Origin of the sequence: Idiomarina sp. UBA3176 (assembly GCF_002364295.1) — a bacterium.
Taxonomy (GTDB): domain Bacteria; phylum Pseudomonadota; class Gammaproteobacteria; order Enterobacterales; family Alteromonadaceae; genus Idiomarina; species Idiomarina loihiensis.
Genome location: NZ_DEXU01000014.1, coordinates 1 through 16,759, shown reverse-complemented (window position 1 = coordinate 16,759; position 16,759 = coordinate 1). Strand labels below are relative to the sequence as shown.

The 16,759-nt window shown below is 46.9% G+C and carries 16 protein-coding genes; 4 read left to right on the top strand and 12 right to left on the bottom strand.

What is annotated here, in order from left to right; all coding sequences use genetic code 11:
• Window positions 1–7 precede the first annotated feature (7 nt).
• Together B2U97_RS04910 and B2U97_RS04905 are read left to right on the top strand one after the other, a co-directional pair.
• Window positions 8–2,146, top strand: a complete 2,139-nt coding sequence (locus tag B2U97_RS04910) for a prolyl oligopeptidase family serine peptidase (protein ID WP_286830297.1) — start codon at window positions 8–10, stop codon at window positions 2,144–2,146.
• Window positions 2,147–2,267: 121 nt separating this feature from the next.
• Window positions 2,268–3,182, top strand: a complete 915-nt coding sequence (locus B2U97_RS04905; protein ID WP_011233409.1) for an SPFH domain-containing protein — start codon at window positions 2,268–2,270, stop codon at window positions 3,180–3,182.
• A gap of 81 nt (window positions 3,183–3,263) precedes the next feature.
• On the opposite strand, the gene B2U97_RS04900 is transcribed toward B2U97_RS04905, so the two are convergent.
• From B2U97_RS04900 to sufB, 7 genes are read right to left on the bottom strand one after another with little or no spacing between them, the layout of a single operon-like run.
• Complete coding sequence (locus B2U97_RS04900; RefSeq protein WP_110012963.1) at window positions 3,264–3,677, bottom strand: SufE family protein; 414 nt, start codon at window positions 3,675–3,677, stop codon at window positions 3,264–3,266.
• 44 nt (window positions 3,678–3,721) lie between these two features.
• The gene (gene sufT / locus B2U97_RS04895) at window positions 3,722–4,255 is read right to left on the bottom strand and encodes a putative Fe-S cluster assembly protein SufT (protein WP_011233412.1); all 534 of its coding nucleotides are present in this window, start codon (window positions 4,253–4,255) and stop codon (window positions 3,722–3,724) included.
• A gap of 14 nt (window positions 4,256–4,269) precedes the next feature.
• Entirely contained in the window at window positions 4,270–4,626 is a 357-nt protein-coding gene (locus B2U97_RS04890) for a HesB/IscA family protein (RefSeq protein ID WP_011233413.1), read from the bottom strand.
• A gap of 16 nt (window positions 4,627–4,642) precedes the next feature.
• Window positions 4,643–5,860, bottom strand: a complete 1,218-nt coding sequence (locus B2U97_RS04885; protein ID WP_114981737.1) for an aminotransferase class V-fold PLP-dependent enzyme — start codon at window positions 5,858–5,860, stop codon at window positions 4,643–4,645.
• Complete coding sequence (sufD, locus tag B2U97_RS04880; RefSeq protein ID WP_110012966.1) at window positions 5,857–7,107, bottom strand: Fe-S cluster assembly protein SufD; 1,251 nt, start codon at window positions 7,105–7,107, stop codon at window positions 5,857–5,859. The genes B2U97_RS04885 and sufD overlap by 4 nt, the downstream gene beginning before the upstream one ends.
• Window positions 7,104–7,862 carry a Fe-S cluster assembly ATPase SufC gene (gene sufC / locus B2U97_RS04875; protein ID WP_011233416.1) on the bottom strand — a complete coding sequence of 253 codons (759 nt, stop codon included), beginning with the start codon at window positions 7,860–7,862 and terminating at the stop codon, window positions 7,104–7,106. The genes sufD and sufC overlap by 4 nt, the downstream gene beginning before the upstream one ends.
• Window positions 7,863–7,865: 3 nt before the next feature.
• Window positions 7,866–9,302 carry a Fe-S cluster assembly protein SufB gene (sufB, locus tag B2U97_RS04870; protein WP_011233417.1) on the bottom strand — a complete coding sequence of 479 codons (1,437 nt, stop codon included), beginning with the start codon at window positions 9,300–9,302 and terminating at the stop codon, window positions 7,866–7,868.
• 359 nt (window positions 9,303–9,661) lie between these two features.
• Between sufB and B2U97_RS04865 the strand changes: the two genes are divergently transcribed.
• Window positions 9,662–10,306: a response regulator transcription factor gene (locus tag B2U97_RS04865; RefSeq protein WP_110012967.1), complete on the top strand. Its 645-nt coding sequence runs from the start codon at window positions 9,662–9,664 to the stop codon at window positions 10,304–10,306.
• Between the two features lie 6 nt (window positions 10,307–10,312).
• Here the strand turns inward: B2U97_RS04865 and B2U97_RS04860 are convergent, their stop codons facing one another.
• Genes B2U97_RS04860 through B2U97_RS04840 form a run of 5 tightly spaced genes read right to left on the bottom strand, consistent with a single transcriptional unit; the run spans window position 10,313 to window position 13,834 of the window.
• Window positions 10,313–11,071 carry a CsgG/HfaB family protein gene (locus B2U97_RS04860; RefSeq protein WP_181396961.1) on the bottom strand — a complete coding sequence of 253 codons (759 nt, stop codon included), beginning with the start codon at window positions 11,069–11,071 and terminating at the stop codon, window positions 10,313–10,315.
• Window positions 11,072–11,083: 12 nt separating this feature from the next.
• Window positions 11,084–11,467, bottom strand: coding sequence for a curli assembly protein CsgF (locus B2U97_RS04855; RefSeq protein ID WP_110012969.1), 384 nt, complete (start codon window positions 11,465–11,467; stop codon window positions 11,084–11,086).
• An 11-nt stretch (window positions 11,468–11,478) separates the two neighbouring features.
• A complete protein-coding gene (locus tag B2U97_RS04850) occupies window positions 11,479–11,856 on the bottom strand; it encodes a curli production assembly/transport protein CsgE (protein ID WP_110012970.1) in 378 nt (125 codons plus the stop codon).
• Window positions 11,857–11,908: 52 nt separating this feature from the next.
• Complete coding sequence (locus B2U97_RS04845) at window positions 11,909–13,396, bottom strand: hypothetical protein (protein ID WP_110012971.1); 1,488 nt, start codon at window positions 13,394–13,396, stop codon at window positions 11,909–11,911.
• Window positions 13,397–13,420: 24 nt separating this feature from the next.
• The gene (locus tag B2U97_RS04840; protein WP_110012972.1) at window positions 13,421–13,834 is read right to left on the bottom strand and encodes a curlin subunit CsgB; all 414 of its coding nucleotides are present in this window, start codon (window positions 13,832–13,834) and stop codon (window positions 13,421–13,423) included.
• Between the two features lie 317 nt (window positions 13,835–14,151).
• On the opposite strand from B2U97_RS04840, the gene B2U97_RS04835 reads away from it, so the two are divergent.
• Complete coding sequence (locus B2U97_RS04835; RefSeq protein WP_286830292.1) at window positions 14,152–16,686, top strand: S8 family serine peptidase; 2,535 nt, start codon at window positions 14,152–14,154, stop codon at window positions 16,684–16,686.
• The last annotated feature ends 73 nt before the right edge of the window (window positions 16,687–16,759 follow it).

Genomic DNA, 16,759 nt, shown 5'->3' with positions numbered 1-16,759 from the left:
AATAACAATGAAATATCTACTGGGAGCAGTTGCAGTCAGTTTGCTGACAGCCTGTTCACAAAATGCTGAAACAGAACAAGAGGCGAATACGCAACCTATGTCGTATCCGGAAACGCGTAAAGGCGATGTGGTTGATACCTACTTTGGTACCGAAGTAGCGGACCCATATCGCTGGTTAGAAGATGACCGTAGCGAAGAGACTGAAAACTGGGTTAAAGCGCAGAATGAAGTCACTTTTGCACATCTTGAGTCTATTCCCTATCGCGAGAAAATTGAAACGCGTCTGACCGAGCTGTGGAACTACGAGAAAATTAGCGCGCCGTTTAAAGAGGGTGATTACACCTATTTCTACAAAAATGACGGTCTGCAAAACCAGTATGTGGTGTACCGCCAAAAAGGTGACGAAGAACCGGAGGTATTCCTGGACCCGAACACCTTTAGTGAAGACGGAACAACCTCGCTGGCACAGCTAACCTTTTCTGACGACGGTTCGCTAGCGGCTTACTCAATTTCTGAGGGCGGCAGTGACTGGCGTAAAATTCGGGTTATTGATGCGGAAACCAAAGAGCAGCTGGAAGATCCTTTAGTGGATGTTAAATTCAGCGGCGTTTCCTGGGTAGGCAATGAAGGTTTCTACTACTCCAGTTATGATAAGCCAGAAGGCAGCGAGCTTTCTGCAAAGACCGACCAGCACAAGCTGTATTACCACGAGCTGGGTACAGACCAGTCTGATGACAAACTGGTGTTTGGTGGAACGGATGCTGAGAAGCACCGTTACGTTGGCGGCTACGTTACCGATGACGACCGTTACCTGATGATTTCGGCGGCAAACTCCACCTCTGGCAATAAGCTCTTTATTAAAGATCTTACAAAAGAAGACAGTGAGCTGGTCACCGTTCTGGATCATACCGATTCGGATACTCGTGTATTAGATAACGACGGCTCAAAGCTCTATCTAGTGACGAACTTAGACGCGCCAAACCAGCGTGTTGCGACCGTTGATGCCAGTAATCCAACGCCTGAAAACTGGGAAGACTTTATTCCAGAAACAGAAAATGTGTTGAGCGTATCAACCGGTGCGGGTTATATCTTTGCCGAGTACATGGTCGATGCCGTAGCTAAGGTGAAACAATACGCTTATAACGGCGATATGGTTCGTGAAGTGCAGTTGCCGGGCGTAGGCAGCATAGGTGGCTTCTCAGGTAAAAAAGAAGCGGACGAATTATACTATACCTTTACTAATTACAGCACACCGTCAACGATTTATAAGTTCGACCCGGATCAGGGTGGCTCCGAAGTTTACGCCGAGTCTGGCGCCGATTTTGATTCTGCCAACTACGAATCAAAGCAGGTGTTTTATACCTCGAAAGACGGTACTGAAGTGCCTATGATCATTACCTACAAAAAGGGCACCAAGCTGGATGGCTCAAACCCGACAATTTTGTACGGTTATGGTGGCTTTAATATCAGTCTGACACCGTCGTTTAGCATTGCTAACGCAGCCTGGTTAGAAATGGGCGGCGTTTACGCCGTTGCTAACTTGCGCGGTGGCGGTGAGTACGGCAAAGACTGGCATAAAGCTGGTACCAAAATGCAGAAGCAGAATGTGTTTGACGATTTTATCGCGGCGGCCGAGTATTTAATTGAGAAAGACTATACCTCACCGGAGCGTTTAGCCATTCGCGGTGGCTCTAATGGTGGCTTGCTAGTCGGTGCGGTAATGACACAGCGGCCAGAGCTATTTGCAGTCGCTTTACCTGCTGTCGGTGTTCTGGATATGCTTCGTTATCACACCTTCACCGCTGGCGCAGGTTGGGCATACGATTATGGTACAGCCAATGACAGTAAAGAAATGTTCGAGTACTTGTTAGGGTATTCGCCTGTTCACAACGTGGAAGAAGGCGTGGCTTATCCGGCAACGCTGATCACCACCGGTGACCATGATGACCGTGTCGTTCCTGCGCACTCATTTAAGTTTGCGGCGGAGCTTCAGGATAAAGCGGGCGGTGAGAATCCTCAGCTTATCCGTATTGAAACCAATGCCGGTCACGGTGCTGGCACACCGGTTTCAAAAACCATTGAGCAGTACTCCGATATTTTCGGTTTTACTTTGTATCACATGGGGTTTGAAGAGCTTCCTAAGTAACGACTGAACAGTAAAGGCTTCGCTACAGACGGCGAAGCCTTTGCATATCATCCTTTCGATATTTTTCTCATTTCCCGTTAATCTCTTTTCACTCCCACTCTCGTATTATAAGGATTCAATAATGAACAATGATTTTAATATTATGTGGGTAGTTGCCGCTGTAGTTGTTTTACTTTTACTGATAGCGTCGGTGCGCATTGTGCCGCAGCAAAGCGTGTATTTGGTTGAGTTGTTCGGGCGTTATCGCCGCATGCTGACGCCGGGGCTTAACTTTATTATCCCGCTTATTGAGCAGGTCGCTCATAAACAGTCGATGAGAACGCGGCAGCTGGATGTCGATGTTGAGACCAAAACAAACGATAATGTTTTTGTCATTGTCCGGGTGTCAGTGCAGTATCGCGTGAGCAATGAAACCGCAGTTTATAATGCATTTTATCAGTTGGAAAACCCCGAGTGGCAAATGCAGTCCTATGTGTTTGATACGGTGCGCGCACAAATTCCTAAGCAGAACCTGGACGCGGTGTTCGACAATAAAGACTCTATTTCTAAAGATGTAAAAGAGCAGTTGCGCGATACCATGGAAGAATATGGTTTTGAGATTATTGCGTCGCTGGTGACAGACATTGATCCGGACCAGTCCGTTAAAGATTCAATGAACCAAATTAACGCCGCAGAAAGAGAGCGCCGTGCGGCAGAACATAAGGCAGAAGCTGAAAAAATCATGCTGGTGAAGCAGGCTGAAGCCGACAAAGAATCGAAAATTTTGCAAGGACAGGGCATTGCAGGCCAGCGTTTAGCAATAGCTGAAGGTTTGCGGGACTCTATTGCCATGGTTACCGATCAGGCTAATGACATAACGTCTAAAGATGTCATCGATTTGCTGAAATTTACGAACTATGTCGACGTATTGGGTTCTTTCGATACCGCCGCCAGTAAAGTGATTATGCTGCCACAACCAACGGGTCAGCTCGACTCCTTATCATCGGATATTTTAAGCGCAATGGAAGCGGCTAAAGACAGTAAAAAAGATGGCTGAAACCTTTCCGCTGTTGGCGGCTCAACCCATCTACGATAATAAAAATCGGTTTTATGCGGTTGAGCTGCTGTTTAATACCATTTAAGCCTGGCTGTGTTTCGCCAGTTGCTGAATTTTTCCGACAATAGCACGTAAGCCGTTTCCACGAGTCGGTGTAATGTGGTTTTCTAAGTCCAGCTGAGCAAAATAGCTATCGATATCAAAGGCAAGAACTTGCTCCGGCGTTTTGTCGTGGTAAGCGGCCATGACTAAAGTCAACAACCCCTGCACAATGACGGCGTCGCTATCAACGTGCAGCAACAGTTTACCGTCTTTTTCTTCACTAATAAGCCAGACATTACTTTGGCAACCGCGCACCAGATACTCATCTTTATGCTGGCTTTCTGGTAGGCCGGGCAAAGCTTTACCTAAATCAATGATGTACTGGTAACGTTGCTCCCAGTCATCTAAAAACTCTAAGTCATCAATGATTTCATCTGTACTGGGTAAATTCATGCTGACCAATAACCTTCACTTATAAGTTAAAAGAACGACTCATGTTAAAAGAAAACACCGGCTTCAAGCTGAGCTTCTTCGCTCATCATGTCGCGTGACCAGGGTGGGTCAAAAACGAGTTCAACATTCACATTTTTAACGTGCGGTACCAGAGAAACCCGATACTCAACATCACCCACTAATACCGGACCCATACCACAGCCTGGTGCGGTTAAGGTCATATCAATAGTAACGGTGCCGGAATCTTTATCAACCGCGACTTTGTAGATAAGCCCTAGCGAAACTAAGTTAATCGGAATTTCCGGGTCATAAATGGTCTCTAACGCTTCCCAGACCTGATCTTCTGAAACTTTTCCGTTTGCTGGTGGTTCAAAGTCGAGCTTTTCTGGCTTACGGCCAATCGCATCCGCATCCGTGCCGTCTATGCGCAGCATGTTACCCTGAAAGGTAACCGTATAGTTACCGCCTAAATCTTGAGTAATAGTAACAAACTCACCTTTAGGAATAACTTTAGGCTCACCCGTTGGCACGCGACGCGCTTTAACTTCACGGGTGGTGGACACCATTTTCTGCTGCATAATTTAAACTTCCGTTACTGCACGTTGAAGCTTTCGCCGCAACCGCACTCATTAACAACATTCGGGTTGTTGAATTTAACCACGCCGTTAATGCCTTCTTTTACGTAATCAATTTCGGTATTACGTACCAGTTCCAACGCATTAGAGGCAATAGCGACTTTGATGTTGTCGTTAATATCGACCACTTCATCGCCGTCTTCCATCGCATCGACAGAATCAAGCACATAGGCATAACCCGTACAGCCACTTTGCTTAGTAGAAAGGCGAATTAGCTTGCCCGGTTCATCTTTTAAGCGTGACTCAAAGTAACGTACAGCGTTTTCTGTCATCGAAATTAACGAAGACGATGGTACAAATGTTTCTACAGACATGAGTCTCCTCCTGCCATTAGGCTAGCATTAAACGAGCTTTGTTGATGCCTTCGAACAGCTTATCAACCTCGTCTAGCGTATTATAAATGGTAAATGACGCGCGCGCAGTACCTGGTACCTTCAGGCGTTTCATAAGCGGTTGAGCGCAATGGTCACCAGTACGAATGGCTATGCCTTGTTTGTCCAGCAAAAAGCCAATATCAGCAGGGTGTGCGCCATCTAGAATAAAGCTTAGCACGCCAATTTTGTTGTCGGCGTGGCCAACAATGGTTAAGCCATCGGTTTGCTCTGCTAGTTGTGTTGCGCGTGCCAGTAAAGCGGTTTCGTGAGCTAAAATATCGGCCTTATTAAATTGCTGTAACCAGTTTATCGCTGCCGCCAGACCAATGGCTCCCGCGATATTTGGTGTACCGGCTTCCAGTCGGTTGGGTAATTCACCCCAGGTGGCGTCCTGGTAACTGACTGTGGCTATCATTTCGCCGCCGACTAACCATATAGGCCAGTCTTTTAAAACCTCGTAACAGCCCCATAGCACGCCAATGCCGGTTGGCCCGAATAGCTTATGACCGGAAAACGCATAAAAATCACAGCCAATGTCCTGCACATCGATAGCGCCATGTGCAACACCCTGAGCACCGTCTATCATGACCAGTGCGTCTTTGGCTTTAGCGGCAGCGGTGAGTTCTTTAATTGGGTTAATGGTACCCAGCGCATTGGAAATGTGCGGCATTGAAACGAAAGCCGTGTTCTCACTCAACAGGGCGTGAAACTGCTCGGTATTCAGTGAACCGTCTTCGTTAATGGGTACGACTTTCAATGTGGCGCCAGAACGCTTACACGCCTGTTGCCAGGTTACCAGGTTCGCATGGTGCTCCATTTCGGTCACCAGCACTTCTTCACCGGCTTTTAAGCGCTGAGCAACACCATTAGCGACCAGGTTAATACCCTCGGTTGTGCCGCTGGTCCAGATAACCTCTTCTTGACGATTAGCATGTATGTAATCAGCGACGGTTTTACGTGCCGCTTCGTAGCGATGGGTGGCTTCATCAGAAAGATAATGAGCTCCGCGATGAACATTAGCGTTGCACTGAGTATAGTAATCCGTCAGCGCATCGATGACCGCTTGTGGCTTTTGCGTGGTGGCAGCGTTATCCAGATAAACCAGTGGTTTACCGTTTACCTGCCGTTGCAGTATCGGAAACTGCTCACGAATTTGTGCAACGTTCAGGCTCATTGCTTCTCCATCATACTTTCAAAGCGGGTTTTCAAAATCGGCTGCAACCAGTCGGCCAGGGCTTTATTTGGCATCTGGAAAACCATTTCCTGTACGAAACCAAAGTTGAGCATAACCAGCGCTTGTTGCCTGTCGATGCCACGCGTCAGCATGTAATACAACGCTTCTTCGTCAATTTCAGCAACCGTTGCACCGTGCGCACACTGTACATCGTCTGCGTAAATTTCCAGCTCGGGCTTAGTATTAATTTGCGCACCACGAGTCAGCAGCAGGTTACGATTATTCAGTTCGGCCAGGGTTTTTTGCGCATGGCGGTGAATATGAATGCGGCCATTAAATACTGCTTTTGCCCTGTCACCGATAATGCCCCGGGCGTTCTCTTCGGTCGTGCCGTTAGGTGAGGCATGTTCGATGGTGCTGTGCAGATCGAAGTGCTGGCGTGGAGCCAGTAAATACACGTTATTAAACTTGGCGAACGCATGCTCACCAGCGTGTTCAATGTCTACGTCCAGACGCGTTAACTGACTGCCGTAGCCAATTAGGGTGCTGTTCAGTCTGGCGTGATCGTGCAGTTTAAAGTGACTGCCGCCAATATGAATCGCTTCGCCCTCGTGCAGGGCAAAACGGTAATGCTCTAAACGCGCTTTCTCGGCTATGTCATATTCAGCAAAGACGGTATTCAGGCTGTTACCTGAGCCGCTGCCGTGCTCAATAATGGTTGCCTGCGCATTTTCACCAACACGTACCAGCGTGCGCTGATGAGACTCGATACCGGCAGACGCAAAGTTAACGATGCGAATGGGTTGTTCAACTTTAGCGCCAGCCGCAATGTCGATAACGACACCTTGCTGCGCCAATACGTCGTTTACCAGGCCAAACAAATGACGGCTGGGTTTTACTTGCGCAAAAATAGCTTCAGCGGGTTCGCTGGGCGCTGACAGCTCACTAATAGTGATGCCTTCAGGTAACTTAAGCTTGCTGATGTCGGTACTAAGCTGACCGTCCACAAACACCAAATCCAGACTGTTTAAGCCTTCAATGACTGGTGCTTCGGCGGTCGCGTTACCGGTGCCGGATTTCAGCTCTAAATCAGCAACCGGATGCAACGAGGTATAACGCCATGCTTCGGTGCGGCGTGTCGGCCATTGCTGTTGCTTTAACGTGTCCAAGGCTTGTGCCCGGACCGGAGATAGCCAATCGTCAACGGTCGAGGCACGCTCTAAAACGTGGTTTAACCATTGACTCATGCATCTGCTCCTTCTGCTTCAGCTAACCAGGCATAACCTGAGGCTTCGACTTCTTTCGCCAGTTCAGGACCGCCACTTTTCACAATTTTGCCTTTAGACAGAATGTGCACATAGTCAGGCTCAATGTAATCGAGCAAACGTTGGTAGTGCGTAACCACGATAAAACTGCGTTTGCCGTCGCGCTGGCTGTTCACACCCTTAGCTACAACCTGTAGAGCATCGACGTCAAGCCCGGAATCAGACTCATCCAGAATCGCAATTTTCGGCTCAAGCATAATCATCTGCATAATTTCGTTACGCTTTTTCTCTCCACCGGAAAAGCCTTCATTGACGCCGCGCTTTAAGAAGTCGAGCGGTAACTCAACTTGCTTGCAGGCTTCTTTGGCTTTTTTCAGAAACTCAGCTGAGCTCAAAGCGCTTTCGCCGTGAGCTTCACGCATGGCATTCACGGATTCTTTCATGAATTCCATGTTGCTTACGCCTGGAATTTCAACAGGGTATTGGAAAGCCAGAAATATACCGGCCTGGGCGCGCTCTTCTACTTCCATGTCCAGTAAGTCTTTACCGTCCATTTCAACGCTGCCGCTTTCAACTTCGTAGCCATCGCGGCCAGATAAAACGTAACCTAAAGTACTTTTTCCGGCACCGTTAGGACCCATAATGGCGTGTACTTCGCCGGGTTTTATTTCCAGATTCAGGCCTTTTAAAATTGTTGTTTCTTCCACACGTGCGTGCAGGTCTTTAATCGATAGCATGTTTTACCCCACTGAACCTTCAAGACTGATTTCAAGCAACTTACCGGCTTCCACCGCAAACTCCATTGGTAGTTCGCGGAATACCTCTTTACAGAAGCCATTTACAATCATTGAGACTGCTTTTTCAGGGTCCAGGCCTCGTTGCCGACATAAGAATAATTGATCGTCACTCACCTTAGAGGTGGTGGCTTCGTGTTCAACAATCGCGGTTGGATTGCTGCTTTCAATATACGGGAATGTGTGTGCGCCGCACTGGTCGCCAATAAGCAGCGAATCACATTCGGTAAAGTTACGCGCGCCCTCGGCACCCGGGCCCATACGAACCAGACCTCGGTAAGCGTTATTACTGCGGCCGGCGGAAATACCTTTGGAAATGATGGTCGACTTGGTGTTCTTACCTAAGTGGATCATTTTGGTGCCGGTATCGGCTTGTTGTCTGCCGCGGGTTAACGCAACTGAGTAGAATTCCCCAACGCTGTTATCGCCTTTAAGAATACAGCTTGGATACTTCCAGGTAACGGCAGAGCCTGTCTCTACCTGAGTCCAGGAGATCTTCGCGTTTTTCTCGCACAGGCCGCGTTTAGTGACAAAGTTATAGATACCGCCTTTGCCGTTTTCATCACCCGGATACCAGTTTTGCACCGTAGAGTATTTGATCTCCGCGTCATCCAGTGCAACCAGCTCAACTACGGCCGCGTGTAATTGGTTTTCGTCACGCTGTGGTGCGGTACAACCTTCCAGATAACTAACGTGACTGCCTTCTTCGGCGACAATTAAGGTACGCTCAAACTGACCGGTATTCTGTTCGTTTATGCGGAAGTAAGTTGATAGTTCCATAGGGCAGCGAACGCCTTTTGGAATATAAACAAACGAGCCATCGGTGAATACGGCGCTGTTCAGTGCGGCAAAGAAGTTATCGCCACGTGGAACTACGGTACCTAAGTATTTTTTAACCAGATCCGGGTACTTATGAAGGGCTTCGGAGATAGGGCAGAAGATAACTCCTGCTTCTTCCAGCTTCTCGCGGAATGTTGTGACCACGGATACTGAGTCGAAGACTGCATCAACAGCTACACCCGCGAGCATTTCCTGCTCATGCAGAGGAATACCCAGCTTTTCGTATGTGCGTAGCAGTTCCGGATCAACCTCGTCTAACGACTTAGGCTTGTCTTTCATACTCTTAGGTGCGGAGTAGTATGAAATTGACTGGTAATCTACCTTAGGATAATCGACGTGTGCCCAGTCAGGCTCTTCCATTTTTAACCAGGTGCGATAAGCCTTCAGACGCCACTCCAGCATCCATTCAGGCTCACCCTTAATGGCGGACAGACGGGCAATGACGTCTTCGTCCAAACCAATTGGGAAAGTTTCTGACTCTATTTCTGAAATGAAGCCTGCGTCGTATTTACGCGCAAGCGCCTGATCAATCTGTTCACTCATGATTTACCCACTCTAAAAGCTGCGGATGGGAGTTTCGCCCGTTACTGGCCGACAGTATAAAATACCTGACTAAAACACTCAACTTTATCTGCTGACCAACATTATACGGGATCACAGCCTTTTTGTCGCTTATTTCGCCGGGTAAGGTAAGCCTGTTGCTCTTTATTTTAAATGACATAAGGTAAATTAGAATGGTTGTTACATTTTGTTACATGTTCTAAGGTGCTATGTCTTTTAGTACAAAATTTAATCATATATTGTAAAGAGCTACATCAATCGTTGTAAAAATGTAATATAAGAAGAATATAAGAAGAAAAGTACAGTAATAAAATAAGCTTTTAGGTTTAGGGAGGGCTGTTATGGGACGTTATACGCGGTTAGCTTTAATCGAACACCAAAAACGTACGCAGAACTTAGGGTTGCTTGCAGAATCCTTAGAAATATCAGTCGTCCATCGTGCATTTTCTGAACTGGTTGATCATTCACCAGAGCCCGAGACCATGGTGGCTTATTCTCTCGGATCGGAGCAGTTATCTCGTTCCCACATTACCAGTGAAATTGCTGCATTAACTAAAACCTACCCTTTATTTCTAGTTAATGCGAGAAAAGATGATGTTCGTCCTATTCAAGCCCTGAACCTTGGTGCTCGCGGTATTATTTACGAAAACGACCATTTAGACCGAGTACTGACCGCGATAAAAGTTATTAGCCAGGGAGAACTCTATTATCCGCGCTCATTGCTTTCAGATAAAATTGAAGAAATGATGCTGCGGCGGCAAGCGGATGATTCTTTTACTACCGTGTCTCAAATTAGCTCCCTTACGCCACAAGAGTTAAAAATTATAGAGTTGGTTGCTACCGGAGCCCGCAATAAAGAAATTGCTGAGCACTTAAATATCAGTGCTCATACCGTGAAGACACACTTGTCTTCCATTTTTCGAAAGACCGGTGCGCGTAACCGGGTCGAACTACTAAAGTGGTCCAGTTACGCGACATCCGTTTAACGCTGATTAACTCTCTGCACGCCAATACCCCATATCCAGGCCTTTTTCTATTAACTCTACCAGCGCCTTCTCCATTGCTTGTTTTACCGACAATTGAACCGGTTCGTTGGTTGAGTAGCCGCCTTCGAATTCGGCTAGCCGGTTGAGAGATACGTAGCGAAACAGGCCTGCCCGTAGTTCTTGAGAGAACACTTTTTTATTTGCTGATACCGAAACCAGCACCTGCCCACTATAAACGTCTACCGCTCGCAAATAGACGGATACCTGATCTTCCCGGTAGAGTTCAGATGCACCAATACCAAAATATTCTGCGCCGATACCTCCGGTACTAACATTGGTGTCGTAGCTTATAATACCGCCCTCCAGCAGCAGCCTGGCCTCACTTAACGGAGGAAGCTCTTTATTTTTGCTGGAGTTATGTATCTTTCGCTCGGTTAACAAATTTTGCAGGTTTTCACGCTCCATAGGTAAGAACCAGCCTGATTCCAGTAACATTTGAGTGAGCATAGAGGTTGCTCCCTGAGTCACTGCGGTAGAGAAACTGGAAACATTAGCCTGTGGTTTATACTGCCCCGTTTGATCCCTAAAGGAATAAACCGATACCGGAATACGGGTTTGAGGTAATGGGCTTTGCTTTAAAGTCGTCATTGTCGAGCTGGGAGCGTCAATTTCAGCGGGCTGTACATTGATGTCCGTTGGCTTGGGCATTAACGCACAGCCACTCATAATAAGTGAAGCTAGAATGAGGAAAAGTTTACGCATGATAATTCTCCTCAACTATATTGAAGGCATGGTGATAACAGTCTGTTCACCACTGCCGTTATGAGTGATGTAGACAACAACGCTACCGTCTGGCTGACCAACTACTTCAACCGTGTATTCACCTGTGTCATACAGGCCTTCAACAATTTCGCCATCTGCAATGCGACGGGTAAGTGAATTGATGATATTACGCTCTAACGCTTCACGAAAACGATCAACAAAAGAGCGGTCGGCGTCAGGTGCTGAATGGGCATTCTGACTTTGTGCTTTTTGTAATAAAAAACTCCCGTTCATTGGGTTTCCACCAAAGCTCGGGTTGATAGGTTGATAGACAATTTCAGTTGCTGCGGCATTCACTGCCACAAGCAAACAACTAATGAAGAGCCAACGTAATTTCATAATCTGCGCCTTTAAAAATTATTATCTTGTGGCGTATCAAATACAGAGTCCGCTTTTACTCGCGCGACTTCGTTAATACTGATCAAAATGGCTTTCTCGGCCATTTTCTTGACATCGTTTTGTCGTCTTCCGAAGTAAGTTTCGAAAACCTTTGTCTGCTCCATCTCTACCCATAAATAGGTGCCAGCCTGCGGATAGACTTGCTCGTGAATAACAACGGTAATGCCGTTAGTTGAAGGAATGTCACGCCAATAGCTGGTGTAGTAGAAGAAGAAGTCTTTACCGAAACGCGAAATGGTTCGGTCCAGCACCATGCCGCCAAGCTCTATTTCGTCGGCTTGACTAACCGGAGTAAACAGCAGAACGAGTAGAATGAGTTTCTTTAGCATAAGGACTAAGAAAGCGGCTGCACCAAAATGACGCAGCCGCTAATCTTACTTCTTAGTATTGAACAACAGTAGCGACGTTATAGTCGCCCTGCTGATATACGCTCATAGTGTTGCCGTCACTGGCCTGACCGCCAGTAACAACGTTGTAGTCACCTACTTGCTGAATATCAACACTACCGCCGCTACCGCCAACAATGAATGAACCTTCATCGCCAGCTATAACGTTGCTATTACCTTCCTGATAGAAGCTGATAAGGTTCTCATCGCCGCCAATAATGGTATCGATTAAGTTAATATCACCTTGCTGTTCGGAATCTAACGTGTTGCCTGAGGTTGTGCCTGCATCGTAAGAGTAAGCAAGAGTGACGTTGCCATCACCAACCTGGTTAGACATGACATCGTTGTCGTCACCAACAAACACAACTTCGGCTGTGTTTGCATCACCGCGCTGACGGCTCTGAATGTCGTTAGAAACGCCCTGGACAGCCACTGCGTTAAAGTTATCATCGCCACGGCTGCTGACCATGATGTCGTTTTGCTCACCGTAAGATTCACCGACGGCAGTGTTGTTATCGCCAGCCTGCTCAAGCTCAACATTATGCATGTCGCCTTCGGTTGCAAATACTGCGTAGTTATTGTCTCCGCGTTGGTACGCATCAATTAAGTTGTCGTTACCAATCATGCCATTCGCGGCTTCAACAACGTTTGAGCTACCTTGCTGCTGAACGACAATAAAGTTAGCTTCGCCTTGAATAGGCTGAATCAGGAATTCGTTTGCTGAACCGTCCTGAAATACATCGACAAAGTTTTCGTTGCCCTGTAAGTCTTCGGCAATGAAAATGTTAGATGAACCATATTGCTGAGCATAAACTTCGTTGTCATCGCCGTCTGCACCCACAACACCTGCAACGTTACCGTCACCTTCTTGTGATGCTTCAAAGGTATTGCGGTCGCCGGACGCATTGAAATAGCCTGACTCATTCAGTGAGCCAGACTGTTCACTTAAGAATAGGTTGTCACTGCCCGAAATCTGGAAGTTGCTCCAGTTGGAGTCGCCTGACTGATAAATTTCTGCTGCATTATAGTCACCACTGAGGTCGATGGTTGCCTCGTTTGCATCACCGGACTGATCAGCAATTGCTGTGTTACCGTCGCCCTGCAGGAAGATATTGGCAGAGTTCAAACTGCCTTCCTGATAAGCTGATAACCAGTTATCGTCACCAACGACATCGGCATTAAAAATGTTCCACAATCCAGACTGCTCGCCTTCGACCAAGTTGAAATCACCGGTTACGTAAGCATAAGCTTCCTGCCATTGGTCAAACTGCAGCAGTGATGTAACGTTATCGTCACCGTACTGGTCGGCATATGCCCAGTGTAAAACACCGGCTTGTTCGACATAAACTTCGTTACCAATTTCAGCGGCGCCAGCCGATTCCTGGTTGATGACGGCAATATGATTTTCGGCAACCGCGCTACCTGCAAAGGCAATGCCTATAGCAAGAGCGATAGCACTTTTCTTTATGAGTATTTTAGACATGATTGTTCTCCGTAATTGTTGTAATCAAAACTGCGTGATGGACATTTCAGCGGCAGAGCCTGATTGTTGGATAGTGATAGCGTTGTCGTTACCCAGCTGTTGTAGCTGAACAAGGTTGCTATTCCCCAACTGCAGGATGGTTGCTGAATTACCGCGTCCTGATTGTTCTGCAGTGACAGAATTATTGAACCCTTGCTGTTCCAGACTCAGAGTGTTCTCAAAGCCTGACTGAACCAAATACGCGTAATTTTGCTCGCCCGACTGGATAACTGAAGTGAGGTTATAAGATCCGAGTTGAGCAATTTCCGCATGGTTTGCAAGGGCCTGCCGCTCCAGTAACCCTGCTAGCGCAACAGGAATGTCTTTTGCCACTGCCACTCCGGGGAGTGAGACAAAAAGCAAAACCAGTGCTGCTAAAAGTTGTTTTTTGTAAGTCAAAGCGGAACACCTTTTGTTAATAATTCCGCTAACAAGAATAGGTGGTTCAGAGAGCTGAACAATCGTATGAAAGGGGTATTTTATGTGACTTGTTGATGATGTTTTTGAATTGAAATATCGTTAATTTTCATTGCTTTGAATTTTTCCAGTCGCTTCCCTGCACCAAACGTCCTAGTCCTTTATTCGTATTTATGATCAGATTTCGTAAAGCTATATCTTTCGAGATATCTTTACGTCAAAAATATGCTAGTTATTTTCTAGTGCTTAAGTTTTAGGCACGACGATAATTCATAAAACAACAAGACAGAGGAAGCAAAATGGCTAATATTAAAAAGTTAGTCGTTGGTATTTCTATGGCGTTAGTCGCGGGTTCAGCTGCAGCGGCAACCGATAAGAAAGCTGATGATGATTCACTGCTGGTGATGTTTAAGCAGTCAGTGACGAAAGAGCAACGGCAAGACTTAATCAAAAATGCGGGCGGCAGTTTACGCGCACTCGATGACAGTGGTCGTGATATAGCAATGCGTCATATTGCTGATGGCCGAATTGCTAAAGTTAATGTACGCAATGCAAAACAGCGTGATGCGTTAATCAAGCGTCTGTCTCAGCACCCGCTGGTTGAGGTTGCTGAGCCTAACTACGTTATTAGTATTAACGATTCAAAAGATCCCAAGTTTAATATACTTGCTACTCCGGATGACCCAGGCTTCGGTGATATGTGGGCGTTGGAAAACACCGGTCAGAGTGGCGGTACGCCGGGTGCCGATATTGATGCGCGACCAGCCTGGGATATTACGACCGGCGACAGTAATATTGTTATTGGCGTAATCGATAGTGGTGTTGATTACACCCACCCTGATTTAGCCGGAAATATGTGGGTTAACCCGGGTGAAATCTGTGACAACGGTGAAGATGACGATGGCAACGGTGTTGTCGATGATTGCTATGGTTACTCGGCTATAACGTCCACCGGGGATCCGATGGATGAGAATGGTCATGGTACACACGTTGCAGGAACCATTGGTGCAACATCAAATAATGGCGTGGGGGTTACCGGAATTAACTGGGACGTGCAAATAATCGGTTGTCAGTTCCTCGATGCAGATGGCTATGGTAGTACAGCTGGCGCTATCGAGTGTATTGATTATATGGCCAATTTAAAGGCGAACCATGGTGTAAATTTGGTTGCGACTAATAACTCCTGGGGTGGCGGTGCTTATTCAGAGTCTTTGAGAACAGCCATCAGCGACAGTATTGATCAGGGTATTATGTTTGTTTCAGCGGCAGGGAACGATGGTATCGATGCCGATGTTACGCCAAGCTACCCGGGTGGGTATGATCTTGACGGGATTGTGAATGTTGCCAATACAACGCGTACCGACAGTATGTCCGGAACGTCAACCTATGGTCTGGAATCTGTTGATTTAGGGGCTCCGGGTACGGAAATTCTTTCAACCTACTTAGATGGTGGTTATGCGACTGCAACCGGGACCTCAATGTCCAGTCCGCATGTTGCTGGTGTTGCCGGATTAGTTTGGTCTATAGACCCGAGTCTTAGCATTGCTGAAGTAAAGCAAATTCTTATGGATTCAGGCGAGAGTATTCCGGCATTATCGGGTAAAACTGCTTCAGGAAAGCGTCTGAACGCATTAAGTGCTTTAGAAGCTGCCGATCCAGATCCGACTTACCTGTTAACTTTGTCTCCGGGTCGACAGGAAATTGTCGCGGGTGACAACGCCTCCTTTACTCTTGATGTTGACAGCATTGCAGATTGGTCAGGCACTGTTGATTTAAGTGTTTCCGCGGAACCTGAACTGGATGTTTCGCTGTCTTCAAGCCAGGCCGGCGAAGGCGACAGCGTCGATGTGTTGGTAAGCACTACCGATGAAACGCAATGGGGCGAATACAGCATTACGGTTAGCAGCTCTGATGTTGAGACGGGTGAAATTACCCGTGAAGCGAGCTCGGTTGTGTATGTTCTGCCGCAAGGTTTGTCTGACTTCTATTATGAAGATACGGCGAATACCGACATTCCGGATAATGACAGTGAGGGTATTTCGCGAGTCATTAACGTACCTGAAACGGGTGTTGTTTTTGGTGCGGATGTGAGTGTTGATATTACTCATACCTGGCAAGGCGACTTGATTGTCAGCTTAACCTCGCCTGAAGGTACTGAGCATGTATTGCACGACCGTGCTGGTGGTAGTACTGAAGATTTAGTGCGCAACTGGTCTGTTGATACCTTTAATGGTGAAGATATGACTGGAGACTGGACGTTGACCGTTTCAGATAATGCTGGCGCTGACACAGGAACATTAAATCACTGGTCATTAACGTTAACGGCGGTGGAAGAAGACGATGGCTTACCGGATGCTCCGGTTGCCGGCTTCGAAGCCAGTGTTGATGATTTAACCGTAACCTTTACCAATATTTCGTCAGACAGTGACGGCGATATTGCCAGTTACTTCTGGGAGTTTGGTGATGGTAATACATCGACCGAAGCTAACCCAGTTTATGCATATTCTGAAGCCGGAATTTACGATGTAACATTAACGGTTACAGATGAAACTGAGCTGTCGGATAGCGTAACGCAGTCGGTTAATGTCAGCATAACGGACATCGAGCTGAGCGTTTATCGTGCGACTCACTTGCGTAACGATACAACCTTAGTTGATTTACGTTGGAGCGGAGCTGCCGGAGATGTGGATCTTTATCGTGACGGTGAGTTTATCGAAACCCTGGATAATTCAGGTCGATACCGCGATCGCTTTAAGTCAGATGGCAGTGACGTAGTTTATGAACTGTGTGAAACCGGAACTGAAGCTTGCCAGTCAGCTACAGCCAGCTTCTAATGCTGAGTTGGGCTAAGCCTAAGTTTTAACGTATAAAGGGCACCAATTGGTTAATGCCGATCAGTTAAGAAAA

Excerpts from the sequence above, each read along its gene's own strand:
- B2U97_RS04910 (WP_286830297.1), top strand. The coding sequence starts at position 8 with ATGAAATATCTACTGGGAGCAGTTGCAGTCAGTTTGCTGACAGCCTGT.
- B2U97_RS04905 (WP_011233409.1), top strand. The coding sequence starts at position 2,268 with ATGAACAATGATTTTAATATTATGTGGGTAGTTGCCGCTGTAGTTGTT.
- B2U97_RS04900 (WP_110012963.1), bottom strand. The coding sequence starts at position 3,677 with ATGAATTTACCCAGTACAGATGAAATCATTGATGACTTAGAGTTTTTA.
- sufT (WP_011233412.1), bottom strand. The coding sequence starts at position 4,255 with ATGCAGCAGAAAATGGTGTCCACCACCCGTGAAGTTAAAGCGCGTCGC.
- B2U97_RS04890 (WP_011233413.1), bottom strand. The coding sequence starts at position 4,626 with ATGTCTGTAGAAACATTTGTACCATCGTCTTCGTTAATTTCGATGACA.
- B2U97_RS04885 (WP_114981737.1), bottom strand. The coding sequence starts at position 5,860 with ATGAGCCTGAACGTTGCACAAATTCGTGAGCAGTTTCCGATACTGCAA.
- sufD (WP_110012966.1), bottom strand. The coding sequence starts at position 7,107 with ATGAGTCAATGGTTAAACCACGTTTTAGAGCGTGCCTCGACCGTTGAC.
- sufC (WP_011233416.1), bottom strand. The coding sequence starts at position 7,862 with ATGCTATCGATTAAAGACCTGCACGCACGTGTGGAAGAAACAACAATT.
- sufB (WP_011233417.1), bottom strand. The coding sequence starts at position 9,302 with ATGAGTGAACAGATTGATCAGGCGCTTGCGCGTAAATACGACGCAGGC.
- B2U97_RS04865 (WP_110012967.1), top strand. The coding sequence starts at position 9,662 with ATGGGACGTTATACGCGGTTAGCTTTAATCGAACACCAAAAACGTACG.
- B2U97_RS04855 (WP_110012969.1), bottom strand. The coding sequence starts at position 11,467 with ATGAAATTACGTTGGCTCTTCATTAGTTGTTTGCTTGTGGCAGTGAAT.
- B2U97_RS04850 (WP_110012970.1), bottom strand. The coding sequence starts at position 11,856 with ATGCTAAAGAAACTCATTCTACTCGTTCTGCTGTTTACTCCGGTTAGT.
- B2U97_RS04845 (WP_110012971.1), bottom strand. The coding sequence starts at position 13,396 with ATGTCTAAAATACTCATAAAGAAAAGTGCTATCGCTCTTGCTATAGGC.
- B2U97_RS04835 (WP_286830292.1), top strand. The coding sequence starts at position 14,152 with ATGGCTAATATTAAAAAGTTAGTCGTTGGTATTTCTATGGCGTTAGTC.